Origin of the sequence: Litorimonas sp. (assembly GCA_029936425.1) — a bacterium.
Lineage (GTDB): Bacteria > Pseudomonadota > Alphaproteobacteria > Caulobacterales > Maricaulaceae > Litorimonas.
In genome coordinates this window covers 121,763-134,623 of the sequence record JAPYSU010000006.1, presented here as the reverse complement: position 1 = coordinate 134,623, position 12,861 = coordinate 121,763, and the positions used below count along the sequence as shown (strand labels likewise).

Annotated in this window: 11 protein-coding genes; 6 read left to right on the top strand and 5 right to left on the bottom strand. The window is 51.6% G+C overall.

Features of this window, described 5'->3' with window-relative positions; genetic code table 11:
• Positions 1–89 precede the first annotated feature (89 nt).
• The 3 genes from ACN0IC_RS07845 to ACN0IC_RS07835 all read right to left on the bottom strand — a co-directional run bounded on the left by ACN0IC_RS07845 (position 90) and on the right by ACN0IC_RS07835 (position 3,337).
• On the bottom strand, positions 90–323 hold the full coding sequence (locus ACN0IC_RS07845; protein ID WP_416878217.1) for a hypothetical protein: 234 nt from the start codon (positions 321–323) through the stop codon (positions 90–92).
• A gap of 205 nt (positions 324–528) precedes the next feature.
• On the bottom strand, positions 529–2,910 hold the full coding sequence (locus ACN0IC_RS07840; protein WP_416878216.1) for a TonB-dependent receptor: 2,382 nt from the start codon (positions 2,908–2,910) through the stop codon (positions 529–531).
• Between the two features lie 163 nt (positions 2,911–3,073).
• Complete coding sequence (locus ACN0IC_RS07835; protein ID WP_416878215.1) at positions 3,074–3,337, bottom strand: DksA/TraR family C4-type zinc finger protein; 264 nt, start codon at positions 3,335–3,337, stop codon at positions 3,074–3,076.
• 221 nt (positions 3,338–3,558) lie between these two features.
• Between ACN0IC_RS07835 and ACN0IC_RS07830 the strand changes: the two genes are divergently transcribed.
• The 6 genes from ACN0IC_RS07830 (at position 3,559) to ACN0IC_RS07805 (ending at position 10,476) form a co-directional block, all read left to right on the top strand.
• Positions 3,559–4,062 carry a hypothetical protein gene (locus ACN0IC_RS07830; protein ID WP_416878214.1) on the top strand — a complete coding sequence of 168 codons (504 nt, stop codon included), beginning with the start codon at positions 3,559–3,561 and terminating at the stop codon, positions 4,060–4,062.
• A 122-nt stretch (positions 4,063–4,184) separates the two neighbouring features.
• On the top strand, positions 4,185–6,626 hold the full coding sequence (gyrB, locus tag ACN0IC_RS07825) for a DNA topoisomerase (ATP-hydrolyzing) subunit B (protein ID WP_416878213.1): 2,442 nt from the start codon (positions 4,185–4,187) through the stop codon (positions 6,624–6,626).
• An 18-nt stretch (positions 6,627–6,644) separates the two neighbouring features.
• Positions 6,645–7,040: a YidH family protein gene (locus tag ACN0IC_RS07820; protein ID WP_416878212.1), complete on the top strand. Its 396-nt coding sequence runs from the start codon at positions 6,645–6,647 to the stop codon at positions 7,038–7,040.
• Between the two features lie 148 nt (positions 7,041–7,188).
• Positions 7,189–8,436: a Gfo/Idh/MocA family protein gene (locus ACN0IC_RS07815; protein ID WP_416878211.1), complete on the top strand. Its 1,248-nt coding sequence runs from the start codon at positions 7,189–7,191 to the stop codon at positions 8,434–8,436.
• A gap of 18 nt (positions 8,437–8,454) precedes the next feature.
• Positions 8,455–9,588 carry an NAD(P)/FAD-dependent oxidoreductase gene (locus ACN0IC_RS07810; RefSeq protein ID WP_416878210.1) on the top strand — a complete coding sequence of 378 codons (1,134 nt, stop codon included), beginning with the start codon at positions 8,455–8,457 and terminating at the stop codon, positions 9,586–9,588.
• Positions 9,589–9,699: 111 nt separating this feature from the next.
• A complete protein-coding gene (locus tag ACN0IC_RS07805; protein WP_416878209.1) occupies positions 9,700–10,476 on the top strand; it encodes an NAD(P)H-hydrate dehydratase in 777 nt (258 codons plus the stop codon).
• A gap of 2 nt (positions 10,477–10,478) precedes the next feature.
• Here ACN0IC_RS07805 and ACN0IC_RS07800 read toward each other — a convergent pair whose 3' ends face one another.
• Together ACN0IC_RS07800 and ACN0IC_RS07795 are read right to left on the bottom strand one after the other, a co-directional pair.
• On the bottom strand, positions 10,479–12,332 hold the full coding sequence (locus ACN0IC_RS07800; protein ID WP_416878208.1) for a DUF885 domain-containing protein: 1,854 nt from the start codon (positions 12,330–12,332) through the stop codon (positions 10,479–10,481).
• Positions 12,333–12,429: 97 nt separating this feature from the next.
• A complete protein-coding gene (locus tag ACN0IC_RS07795) occupies positions 12,430–12,702 on the bottom strand; it encodes a 4a-hydroxytetrahydrobiopterin dehydratase (RefSeq protein WP_416878207.1) in 273 nt (90 codons plus the stop codon).
• Positions 12,703–12,861 lie beyond the last annotated feature (159 nt).

The window sequence follows — 12,861 nt, the reverse complement described above, 5'->3', positions numbered from 1 at the left end:
GCCAAAGCAGGGGCTAGTAATTAAATCTTTGTGTAGGAGCTAATGTCCGCGATATAGATATAATTACAAACGCATTTAGTAACGCAAACCTACCCCTTTATCTCGCTAGTAAACGCATCCGCCGAGGTGATGGCGCGGGCGTTTAGATTGTGCTTCAGGTAAAGGACGCGGTCAACCAGGATGTCGCGTTTTTCAATGCCCAAGCGTTCCTGAATATTATAGGCCGCACTTGCGCAGCTTGCGAGGATAAGGGGGCAATTAGAAAAAGCCCGATGAATTTTACGAGAGGGGCAAGAGGTATTTTGGCTGAGGGCATATGGCATTTTCTGGACTTAAAATTTTGTCGCACAGCTATCGATAAATTCATTACAAATATTAGCAAGCTATGCCTAGGCGGCAAAGCTTACTAAAAGGGCCGGGCCTCCTATTAAATTTATTGTATTTGTGTTTAGGCCGTCACGATTAGTTCTTGAGTAAATAAAAAGCCCGCCTAGGCGGGCTTTCTTTGCTGCGTTTTGTCTCGTTTGATTAATAATTGAACCGTGCCGTCACACCGACTGTTCTTGGTGTGTTGGTTCGGAAGCCGAGACGTGCCCGGCCGCCGCGCTCGCGGTCAAAGGACAAATTGGTGTTTTTATCGAAAAGGTTGGTCGCATAGAGTTGCAGACTCCAGTTTTCAAAATCCAAACCCCCAATGAGGTTGAAGATCTCATAAGGATCGAGTTTCAAATCAACATTGGTAACTTCTGCGCCTGTGGCGCCGCCAAATGGAAGGCCGGACGCAAAGCTGCCAGCGCCAAAGGTTTGATCCCCTGGTTGCGTAAAACGGGTTCCAATAGATTGTACGGAAGCCGTGATATAACCTCCTCCGGTTTCACTAAACGGGTTTCCGAAAAGACGTGTTGCACTGGCCGAAATTTGAACTTCAGGTACGGATGGCAATCTGTTTCCTTCTTTCAGACCGCCGATGATGGCGCCTGTGCCGTCAACAACCGTAGAGTCAAACTCGGCTTCAATAAAGCTGCCAGATAAGCCAAATTCCCAATCATCCCCTGCCGGGGCGTTGAATTCAAACTCCACGCCGGCTGTGTGAGCCTCCGGAACGTTAAAGACAATCCGCGATGAGCAGGAGCCCGCATCCAAAGTTGCCTGCAGATTTGTAATATCCGTATAGAAAGCCGCGGCGTTAAAGGTCAGGCCATTTTTACGGATTTTGATGCCGCCTTCATAGTTCCAGAGCGTCTCGTCATCATAGTCCTGAAAGCCGCCGAAAATGGCAAGGTCTTCCGGATTGCACAAACCTGTGTTGAGCGGATCATTGACGCCCCCCAGACGAAAACCTTGTGAGGCCTGGGCGTTTAGAGTTACGGCGTCTGTCACGTCATAGCTCATGAGGAAACGCGGCGTAAAACCAGATGAGGATGTTTCATCCGTTTGAAGCGGGCCCCCTGCAGCAAAAAGTCCGCCTGTTTTAATATCACGGGTTTCTTCAAAGTCGTAATACCGCCCTCCGGCAGTTACCGTTAATTTTTCGGTCAAATCATAACTTGCTTCACCAAATACTGCATATTGGGTGAGGTCATAAGGCAAGTCGGAATTGAAAGGGGAGTCTGCTTGGAACCCATTGGCGACAGCAGCGGAGGTACCGTCACCAAGCGTCGCATCTGTGACAGCATCATATCCCGGCGTGGGAAGGCGCTGTGTGTAAACACGTTGGGTATCGGCATAAAAGCCACCAATGAGCCATTGAAAACGGCTCTCATTATTGGAGGAAAGTCGTAGCTCCTGGGTAATTTGTTCTACATCCGTTGTATCGCGGAGATTAGACGGCAATGTAATGGAAGAGTCAGGGAACCCAAGATCGACTGAAACAGATCCGGTTAACGCACTCGCATCACGGCTAACCAAGATATCGCGTTCCGTATAACTGGTGATAGAGGTAAAATCGACTCCTCCAAAGGCATAATTTACGGTCAGGTCGCCAATAAGGGTTTCATCACTAAACGCTTCGTCAAGTAAGAGGAATTGCTGACGTTCTTCAAATGTTACGGCTGGCCGGGTCGTTGTAAAGGGATTGGCGAACAGGTTGAAAACTTCCTGACGATTGAAACCGTCCGTTTCGATTTCCTGATATATAATGCGAGGCGTAATGCTGAAATTATCGGTCGGCTCGAAAGTCAACGCAACGCGTCCCCCAATTCGAGAGCCATCATTTACATCCTCGTCAATGCCGCCCCCTTCGCGCAAAGCATCAATGAAACCAGCATATTCTGTATAATATCCAACGGCCCTCAAAGCGGCTTTACCGTCCATGAAGGGCTGATTGACCATGCCTTTCAGATGGCCGCCAATGCCGCCATCCGTGACTGTATTCGCATCAACTTCCAACGACGCTTCGGTTTCGTTTAGATTAGGCTGGTTTGTAATAAAGCGAACAGTGCCGCCAACGGAACCGGAGCCGAAAAGTGTGCCTTGAGGGCCTCTCAGTGTTTCCACGCGGTTCAGATCAAAAAGATCCAGATCGGGTGTGAAGAGAGATAAAGAGATGACACTTTCGTCGAGATATACCCCGACTTGTTCTTTTACGCCGGGTTGGTCACGTACGATTTGTCCTGCTGAAACGCCCCGTATGGCGACCTGACTCTGTCCAGGGCCGAGGTTTTGGATCGTTAAACCCGCCACATTGCGCGATACGTCTTCGAGATTAGTGGCGCCGGTTCGTTGGATGTCTTCCTGCGTCAGGGCATTGATAGAAAACGGAACATCTTGAATGGTGGAGGCCCGCTTGGTTGCTGTCACGATAACTTCGTCATCCACTGTCTGGGACCAGGCCGATGTACCGCTGGCCGCCATCAGGGCGGTCAAAGATACGGCGAGAGTTGCACGCTTTGTTGAAGGCTTAAAGAACATAAAGTTTCCCCTTTTTTTATTTGTTTTAAGAAGCTCAGAATGAGGCCTTAATAGGGGCAAAAAAAGGGCAATTTATATGGAGAATAAATAATCTTTAGATTTGTGACAATAAAGCAACAGTGAATAATTGGCGTGGTATCTCTCGTTTTTTGGCTAATTTAACCTATCGTAACTGGCTATCCTTACTCCCACGTCGGTTAATTCCCACGCTCATTTGTTGCCCGTCCCGTTCGGCTTGGCACAGCACACAAGTTTTGACTCCGGGCAGGGCCTCTCTTCGAGCTTTGGGGATTTCGTCTCCGCATTCAACGCATTCCTTGGCGCTTTCGCCCTGGGGCATGCGTTTTCTGGCGGCTTTTACCGCGTCAGAGACTGTGTCGTCGATTTGGTCCTGTATCGCGCCGTCGCGCGTCCATCCGCCTGCCATAATTAGATCTCCCGATTAGGTGAGGGGCTATAAAGTCTATCAATAGCAATGAGCGCCACTGGAATATTGTTCCAGGTCTGGGGCGTTGAACGGCAGCGCTGATCGACACATTTTGGAACACTTCATATTATGCCGTGTTTCTAAGCTAACGTCTTTCTCTTTTGAAAAGACAAAAAATTCATTCTGGGGGCCGAATTTGATTTCGCCAAAGCGCAATAAGCATGTTTAAAGCTTTTCTCAGACACAAGTCCGCTATGGCAGGCTTCATCATTATCTGTCTGATCGGTTTACTGGCGCGTTATCTGAACGGGGCGATTTATTCTCAAACCGAAGTTCTGAGCCTATTCGATAATCTGCAACAGAGCGGGCTTTATCTGGGTAGCGCGACTATGGCGAGCTCTGGCACGACATTGGCGCTCATGCTGACCATGGTGGGTCTTGTCAGGCGTATCGACAAGGATTTCAGTGACAAACTCTACCGCACGGTTGCTCTTATCGGGCTGACAAGCGCAATAGGTCTTATCAGCTCGGTCATACTGCTTTTGACCTTGTCGCTTCCGATAGGGGAATTCGAGAAAGTGCCGGAAGTCTGGTATTATGTTTTATACAATGTGACTTTTGGATTGATTATTTTTGTCAGCGCAATCAGCGTCAGCATCGTGCTTATCCTGTTGCAGACTATAATGCATGTCATCAGCAGTATTACACCCACAGAGCAAGCTTGAGTCCCTGCAGGCTAATCCCCATTCTGCCCTACCAATTAGCGTCCAAACCCCCTATATAAAACAGAATAAACCCGTGATTCGGTGCAGATTTTCGCGCGCTTCAAACGGGAAGAGGGATGAATATGGCCGAACCTGCTGAAAACCTGTCAAATGCCGAATATGGTGCCGAGTCGATCAAGGTCCTTAAGGGCCTCGATGCTGTGCGCAAACGCCCCGGCATGTATATCGGCGATACGGATGACGGATCCGGTCTGCATCACATGGTCTATGAGGTTGTGGACAATTCCATTGACGAGAGCCTGGCCGGTCATGCTGACCGCGTTGAGGTGACGCTGCATACGGACGGCTCCGTGTCTGTACGGGATAACGGGCGCGGAATCCCTGTCGCCATTCACGAAGAAGAAGGCGTCTCAGCGGCCGAAGTTATAATGACGCAGCTCCATGCGGGCGGGAAGTTTGATCAGAACAGTTATAAGGTCTCGGGCGGACTTCACGGCGTGGGCGTATCGGTAGTGAACGCGCTTTCCGTGAAACTTGATCTCTCCATCTGGCGCGACGGCAAGGAACATTTCATGGAGTTCTCCCATGGCGAGACCGTGTCTCCGCTCAAGATTGTCGGCGACGCGCCAATGGATGATCGCCGCGACGGGTCGCAAAAAGTGCTGACCGGCACGCGGGTGCGCTTTCTGCCGTCCGAAGAGACGTTCACCATGGTTGAGTTTGACCGCGAGACGCTGGAGCGCCGCCTGCGGGAACTGGCCTTCCTCAATTCAGGTGTGATGATTATTCTGACGGATGAAAGGCCCGAAGAAGATATCGTGACGCCGCTGTTTTACGAAGGCGGGATAGAAGCGTTCGTCCGCCATTTGGACACAAATAAAGTCGGCCTGCTCGAGGCGCCAATTTCCGTCATGCGCGAGAGCGAAGGCATTACCGTCGAAGCGGCTATGTGGTGGAATGATGGCTATCACGAAAATGTTCGCTGTTTCACCAATAACATCCCCCAGCGGGATGGCGGCACGCATTTGGCCGGTTTTCGCGGCGCGCTGACCCGGACCATTAATAAATATGCGGCGAGTTCCGGGACGGCGAAAAAGGAAAAAGTCTCCATCTCCGGTGATGATGCACGCGAAGGTCTGACCTGCGTCTTATCCGTTAAAGTTCCGGATCCAAAATTCAGTTCCCAGACTAAAGACAAATTGGTGTCCTCGGAAGTGCGCCCTGTGGTCGAAAGCGCGATGAACGAAGCGCTCGGCGAATGGTTCGAAGAACATCCCAATGAAGCCAAAATCATCATTCAGAAAATCGCCGAAGCCGCCGCGGCCCGTGAAGCCGCGCGAAAGGCCCGCGATCTGACACGGCGAAAATCCGCGCTCGATATTGCGTCGCTCCCCGGCAAACTCGCCGACTGTCAGGAACGCGACGCCTCCAAGGCCGAGCTTTTCCTTGTGGAGGGGGATTCTGCCGGAGGCTCTGCCAAACAGGCGCGCGATCGTCAAAACCAAGCGATACTGCCTCTAAAGGGTAAAATCTTGAACGTCGAACGCGCCCGCTTTGACCGGATGCTCGGCTCTCAGGAAATCGGCACGATGATTACGGCGCTCGGCACAGGCATTGGCCGCGAGGATTTTGATATTGAAAAAATCCGGTATCACAAAGTGATTATCATGACCGACGCGGATGTTGACGGCGCGCATATCCGTACGCTCTTACTGACTTTTTTCTATCGGCAAATGCCCGAGCTGATCGAGCGCGGCTATCTCTATATTGCGCAACCGCCGCTCTATAAGGTTGAGCGCGGCAAGAGCACACAATATCTGAAAGACGAAGCGCAGCTGGATGAATATCTCATTGATGCAGGCGTCAAAGACGCCACTCTTACTCTTGAGGACGGCTCCGTTTTATCGGGCGAGGATCTGAAACGTGTCGCAAAGGAAGCCGTTCAGGTGCAAAGCCTGTTGACGCGGATGAAACACCGCGCTCCAAATTCGGCGATTGCGCAGCTCGCCATTGCAGGTGTGCTGGACGTGGAAGAATATCCTGACCTTTTGGAAAGTGCTGCAGCGCGTCTGGACCTTACGGCGGATGAAGGCGAAGACGGTTGGGCCGGGCGCTATGACGAAGACGGCGCCCTTGTTTTTGAACGCGACGTGCGCGGCGTCACCGACCGGGTTATTTTGCGTCCCGGCTTCCGTGACAGTTCTGATGCGCGCCGCTTGCATAAATTAGCTCCGGCTCTGGCGGAAACCTATGTCGGACGCGCCCAGTTCCGCCGCGGCGAGGACGATCCGATTTCCATTTCCGGTCCAGCCAAATTACTTGAGGTCATCTTTGAAGGCGGCCGGAAGGGCTTCAAGATTCAGCGCTATAAGGGTCTCGGCGAAATGAATCCGGATCAGCTCTGGGAAACAACGCTCGACTCAAATGCGCGCTCCCTTTTACAGGTCAAGATTGAAGCCGCCGATGCAACGGATGATCTCTTCACCAAGCTGATGGGGGATGTAGTGGAGCCGCGCCGCGACTTTATTATCTCCAATGCCCTCGACGCCGAGGTCGATAGCTAGAGCGAAAAAAGGTCTCACATGGCGGATGCGTCGGAAAAATCTAACGGGACGACTGGCCTTGCCGAAGACCGGACGGATTTTGCCGAAGACCGCACGCTCATGGCGAATGAACGTACTTTCGCGGGGTGGATGCGTACCGGCCTGGCCTGTCTGGGCCTGGCCCTCGGCTTCCAAGCTGTCTTTGGCAAGATTGATCCAGTCTGGCTTCCTAAACTGGTGGCGTCAGGATTTGCCGCCATTGCGATTTTGATTTTCGTGTCTGCCTATCGTCAGGCCCATCAGGTATTTCGCCGCATGGACAGTCATCAATTTGAAACCTCATCCCGCAACCATTTACGTCTGCTTTGTGCCGTCATGGTCATAGGGGCGGTCGCGGTTGTCTTGGGGATTTGGTATTTCGACTGGACGGGGTAGAGAGAAATGCAAAAGGCATAACTGATAAATGCAAGATTTAGGCTCCAAGATAGCTTTCTTCCTCGGCTTATAAGAAATTGTGCCGCTTCTAGGAACTGCGATTGCTTAAGCTTCGTAAATAGAAAGACGATACATTAGGAGCCCTGCCATGACTCAGAATAGCCAATCGCGCCGACAGGTTTTTAAATATCTGGTTGCAGGGAGCGCTCTTCCTCTACTTTCAGCATGTGGCAGTGAGTCGACCGCTCAGACCGGCCTTTCTATTTACGACCCTATTACCACCGTACCCACAGCCGAAGGGCAGCCTATGCCGAGCGGCGTGAGTTTGCCGACTAACCCGCCCGCTGCAAAAACCGAAAACAGCTTGGGTTTTGCCGTTATTGGATTAGGCGGCTATGCGCTGCGCAATATGATGCCGAGTTTTGCCGCGTGTAAACGCGCTTATATTTCAGCTCTGGTTTCCGGAAATCGAGAAAAATGTCTTAAGGTTGGTGAGGCTTACGGTATTTCGGAAGATGCCTGCTATAGTTATTCCAATTTTGATGACATAGCGCAGGACGACCGTATTGATGCGGTTTATATCGCGATGCCAAGCGGTTTGCATAAGGAGTTTGCCGTCCGTGCTTTTGCAGCGGGTAAGCATGTCCTTTGCGAGAAACCCATGGCGCTATCGAGCGAAGATTGTCAGGCAATGATAGACGCTGCCAAAGCGGCGGATCGCAAATTAATGATTGCCTATCGCTGTCATTTCGAGCCGCATAACCTTTCAGCTATGGAATTGATGCAGCAAAAGGCGGTCGGCGATATTCGAATGATCCGTACAAACCATCATTATGTCACTGGCTCTTCAACGCCAAAGAAAAACTGGCGATTGGCCAAAGCGTTGGCGGGGTACGGCCCACTAGAAGACTACGGCATTTATGGATTACAACAGGCTCTTTATCTGAGCGGCGAAATGCCAACAGAGATATCAGCTTATATGTACCAACCGCAAAGTGATCCACGTTTTGCAGAAATTGCGGCGATGGTGGGAACCTTGATGAGATTTCCATCCGGCGCATTGGCGGAGCTGTCCACCTCTTATGACACTCGGTCTTCAAATCGCGGTGTGGTGTGGGGCAATCGGGGTAAACTGACAATGGATCCTGCTACGGGTTATGGTGGACATAATTATGTCTTGGAGTCGGATAAAATACAAAAGCTCAATCCGGGTGACCCCTCGATCCAGTTTTCGGCCCAAATGGATCATCTTGCAGATGCTGTGCAGAATGGAGCGACAATAAAAACTCCAGGCGAGATGGGCCTGCGTGATCTGCGTTTGATAGAAGCGATAGGTGCGTCCGCAAAACGGGGGCAATCCGTAAAACTTAATCCCGATGGAACGATGCGAAATTGAGGGAACGGGGGAGCGCATATGAATGCGGTGGATTTTCTAATTATTGGCGGCGGCATTGCGGGTGTGTCTGCGGCGGCGCGGCTGGCGCCTCATGGACGGACAATTCTTCTCGAAGCTGAAGAGGCCTTTGGCTATCACTCAAGCGGCCGCAGCGCGGCTTATTACCATTTCGGAATTGGGGACTCCGTCGTCCGCGGCATGACAGCCTTTAGCCGCCCCTATTTAGAAACGAAAAATCACATAGGTGCTGACTTGTCCTGCCAATCTCCGGCCTTGTTTATCGCTTCCCCCGACATGCTGGGCGCCTTGTCTGCGCTTGAGCAGAATATGCGCCGGTTTTCCGAGACGATTGAACATGTCGGTGAAAGCGAGATAAAAACCCTTGTTCCTGTCTTGAAATGCGGCGGCGACAATATCGTTGCGGGTGTTTTAGATCATACAGCAAGACGCTTGGACAGCGAAGCAATGCAGCAAGGATATCGCGCGCAAATCAAAGAGCATGGCGGAGCGTGCAGAACTAACTCTCGTGTCGTCGAAATTTCCCGAGAAGGAAGCGATTGGGTCGTGACGACCCAATCCGGCGTGCGTTACGCCGCCCCTATTATTGTGAATGCTGCTGGAGCGTGGTGTGATGAAATAGCCCGCCTCGCAGATGTTAAGCCGCTTGGACTTCACCCCTTGCGAAGGACCATGATTTGCTTTGATCCTCCCTCTGGTCATGACGTGCGAAATTGGCCCTTCACCAAAACAGTCGTTGATGACTTTTATATGCTCCCTGAATCCGGGCGGCTCCTTGCATGCCCCGTGGATGAGGTTCCAACGGCACCTACAGATGCGCAGCCGGAGGAATATGATATTGCCTTGGCCGCCTCCAAAGTCGAGGACTACACAAATATCCCTATACGCCGGATTGACCAGAGTTGGGCAGGTCTGCGAACATTTACAAAGAACCGTGTCCCAGTTGCGGGTTTTGCGCCCGACGCGGACGGGTTTTTCTGGCTGGCGGGGCAGGGCGGTTACGGGCTGCAAACCGCGCCGGCCATGAGCGTTATAACCGAAACTTTGATAACCGGAATGGAGTGGCCGGAAGGTTTGACAAAATGGGGCGTTCATGCGGAAGCGGTGGCGCCCTGGAGCAAGTCTTCAAGCTAAATAAACCTAGCGCCTTATATGGAGTAAGGTGCAATAAAGACAGCCAAACCGCTTTATTCACACTCTCGGTTCTAACAGGAACCTTCCCCTAAACCCTGACGTTTCTCTTTCATGACCCAATCTAATTCGCCCGAGCTTTGGAAAGATAGCCTGCCACATCCTTCGATGGAGTCTCATAAATATGACCGGGGCTTTTGCGGAATTATTGCCGCGCCGGAGCTGACCGGGGCGACCCGGCTGGCGGCGGAAGCGGCGCTCCGATCCGGGGCGGGCCTCGTGCGCGTCATCGCGGAGGTGAGGGACGATATCTACCGCATGACTTTACCTGCGGATATCATGGTCACAAATAAACTGGATATTGAAGAAACCAAGATTACGGCGTGGCTGGCCGGGCCGGGGGGCATTGCCATTTCTCATCATGAAGCGATGGACGAGATGGAAGATGCGCCGCGCATTCTGGATTCTTCCGCTTTGCCAATGCCGGATAAATTTCCGCTTAAGGGAGAAGCCATTCTGACGCCGCATGGCGGAGAATTTAAAAAGATGTTTCCGGAGCTGGACTCTAAAAAAACTGCAGACGTATTGGAGGCGGCTGAAAAATCAAACACAATTCTCATCGCAAAAAATGCCAAGACAATTATCGCTCATCCGGACGGGCGAAGCGTTGAGCATGACCATCCTAACCCGGCCCTGGCGAGGGGCGGAACAGGCGACGTCCTTGCTGGATTGGTTGCAGGCCTCGTGGCTCAAGGCATGCCGGGATTTGAAGCCGCCTGCGCCGCTGTCTGGATTCACAGCGAAGCGGGCAAAGGCGCAGAGCACAGTTTTACAGCGAGTGATCTGGTGGCGAATATTGCTCACACCCTTGAGAGTTGCTTGGCAAAGTAAGCCTACCTCTTCGCCTCTATCCGCTGAATTTCCTGTCCGATCCAACGGTCTATTTTTTTCTCGAGCAAATTCAGCGGTACGCCGCCGTCTTCCAGCACCGCGTCATGGAAACGGCGAATGTCAAAATCAGTCCCCAGAGCCTCTTTGGCTCGTTGGCGCAATTCGAGGATTTTCAGCTCGCCAATCTTATAGGCCAAAGCCTGCCCCGGCCAGCTGATATAGCGATCCACTTCGGTTTTTACGTTATGCGCGGCGAGCGCAGAGTTCTCAAGGAAACAGCTTTCCGCCTGTTCGCGGCTCCAGCCTTTCCAGTGCAATCCGGTATCAACAACCAGACGGCAGGCGCGCCACATTTCATAGGTGAGCTGTCCGAAGCGTTCATAGGGCGTTTCGTAAATGCCCATTTCTCCGGCCAGTTTCTCGGCATAAAGTCCCCAGCCTTCGCCGAATGCATTTGGATACAGCGACTGACGGAAACGCGGCACATTTTCGTTTTCTTGCGCCAAGGCGATTTGATGGTGGTGTCCGGGAACCGCTTCATGCGCCGTCAGCGCCGGAAGGTTATAAAGAGGGCGCTGTTTGAGGTTGTAAGTATTGACTACATAATTGCCGGCGCGGCCCTGCTCGGGACTGCCGCCCCAATAGCGGCCTGTTGTATAGGTCGGCGCAATTTCCTTTGGCACCGGCATCACCCCATAGGAGAGGCGGGGGAGTGTGCCGAAATATTCAGGCATTTTCCCGTCCAGTTTCTTGGCGATATAAGACGCCGTCATGAGTAGTTCGCGTTCGGATTTGGCGTAGAATTTCGGATTGGACCGGAGCTCTGCGATAAAGTCTGAGAAATCTCCCTCAAAGCCGACTTCCTCAATGATCTTATCCATTTTAGAGCGAATTCGGGCGACTTCGGCCAATCCCTTCTGGTGGATTTCGTCGGGTGTCATATCCAGAGTCGTGAAATAACGCACGAGCGCGCGGTAATAATTTCGGGCTTCTTCGCTATCGCCAATGCCGGAGGTCTGGCGGGCTTCGGGAATATAACCTTCGGCCAGAAATTCCGCGAGGTTTTTATAGGCCGGGAGGACGGAGCTCTTTATTGCGGCTTCCCCAAGTTCCTTGAGTCTCGCTTGATCTTCGGCCGAAATGCTTTCCGGATAACGGGTGAAGGGTTCATAGAGCGGATGCTCAGTCGCTGGCTGGCTGGCCAGATTTTCCACGGTTTCCAGGATGCCCGGCATAATCTCTGCGGCCGCGGTAAAACCACTTTCCATTCCGCGCCGCATATTGTTTTTGTGCTGCAGGAAATATCTGGGGAGTTCGGTCAGCCTGGAGGCATAGGCCTCATAATCAGAAACTTTTTCAAACCGGGTTTGACGGGCGAGATAGAGAATATTGTTAAAAAATCCGCTGTCATTGGTGAAGGGAAGCCGGGCTTCATCAAATGGGGCCAGACGTTGTTTCTGTTTTAATGCAAAGCCAAGGAGATCGTAGTTCAGCCGTTCCTCTTCGCTCATGGGCCGCGTAGAGAGCTGAACATGGCGGGAGAGGAATTCCTTATTTTCTATCTGGCTCTGTTTCTCTGCGGCGAGAGACACATCCGGGAGGCGTCTTAACGCATCGGCGTCGCCCAATTCACCGGCTGTGACGGGGTCACGTTTTAATTGGGCTTCTTCGAAATCATGGATAAGCGCATCTAGACTGTCTTCGATGCGGCATTCGGTTTGACCGTCCACCACAACGATTTGGCCATTGGTACAAAAGCCAGGCGCCACATCAATTGTCTGATTTTGCGCCTGAACCAGGGGGCTAATGCTCCCTAGAGTTATTATAAGCGCTGTCCCGAGAAAATACTTCATCATTGTCCTACGAACCCCATAGTGAGAAAGGATATTCTCCGTTCCCTACGCTTTACGACGTTAAATTCAAGAGCCGAGAAACAGGCCGATAAGAATTGCTCTATTTAGCGGCCTTTTCCATGGCTTTGGCGAGTTTGATGTCTTTTTCCGTGACCCCGCCTGCATCATGGGTCGTCAGAGTCACATCAACGCGGTTGTAAACATTGTACCATTCCGGGTGATGATCCATCGTATTGGCAATAACCGCGATGTGGGACATGAAACCAAAGGCTTCGGCAAAATCTTCGAATTTGAAAACTTTGGTGATAAAATCGTCGCCGCCAGTCCATCCGGGTAAATCTTCGGCAGCGTCTTTGGGGTTTAAAACATCCATGATGATCTCTCTTTTGAATTTATTGGAATAACGTAAATCCTGATAGGGTAATTTGCCTTAAAATAGCCACATCGAATATTACTTTGTCTATTACACAATTGTAGTCATTTAATCCATCAGGGCAAAATCTGTTCCATTTCGGGGCAGGATTGACCTCGG

Coding starts and splice junctions, on each gene's coding strand:
- ACN0IC_RS07845 (WP_416878217.1), bottom strand. CDS start 323: ATGCCATATGCCCTCAGCCAAAATACCTCTTGCCCCTCTCGTAAAATT.
- ACN0IC_RS07840 (WP_416878216.1), bottom strand. CDS start 2,910: ATGTTCTTTAAGCCTTCAACAAAGCGTGCAACTCTCGCCGTATCTTTG.
- ACN0IC_RS07835 (WP_416878215.1), bottom strand. CDS start 3,337: ATGGCAGGCGGATGGACGCGCGACGGCGCGATACAGGACCAAATCGAC.
- ACN0IC_RS07830 (WP_416878214.1), top strand. CDS start 3,559: ATGTTTAAAGCTTTTCTCAGACACAAGTCCGCTATGGCAGGCTTCATC.
- gyrB (WP_416878213.1), top strand. CDS start 4,185: ATGGCCGAACCTGCTGAAAACCTGTCAAATGCCGAATATGGTGCCGAG.
- ACN0IC_RS07820 (WP_416878212.1), top strand. CDS start 6,645: ATGGCGGATGCGTCGGAAAAATCTAACGGGACGACTGGCCTTGCCGAA.
- ACN0IC_RS07815 (WP_416878211.1), top strand. CDS start 7,189: ATGACTCAGAATAGCCAATCGCGCCGACAGGTTTTTAAATATCTGGTT.
- ACN0IC_RS07810 (WP_416878210.1), top strand. CDS start 8,455: ATGAATGCGGTGGATTTTCTAATTATTGGCGGCGGCATTGCGGGTGTG.
- ACN0IC_RS07805 (WP_416878209.1), top strand. CDS start 9,700: ATGACCCAATCTAATTCGCCCGAGCTTTGGAAAGATAGCCTGCCACAT.
- ACN0IC_RS07800 (WP_416878208.1), bottom strand. CDS start 12,332: ATGATGAAGTATTTTCTCGGGACAGCGCTTATAATAACTCTAGGGAGC.
- ACN0IC_RS07795 (WP_416878207.1), bottom strand. CDS start 12,702: ATGGATGTTTTAAACCCCAAAGACGCTGCCGAAGATTTACCCGGATGG.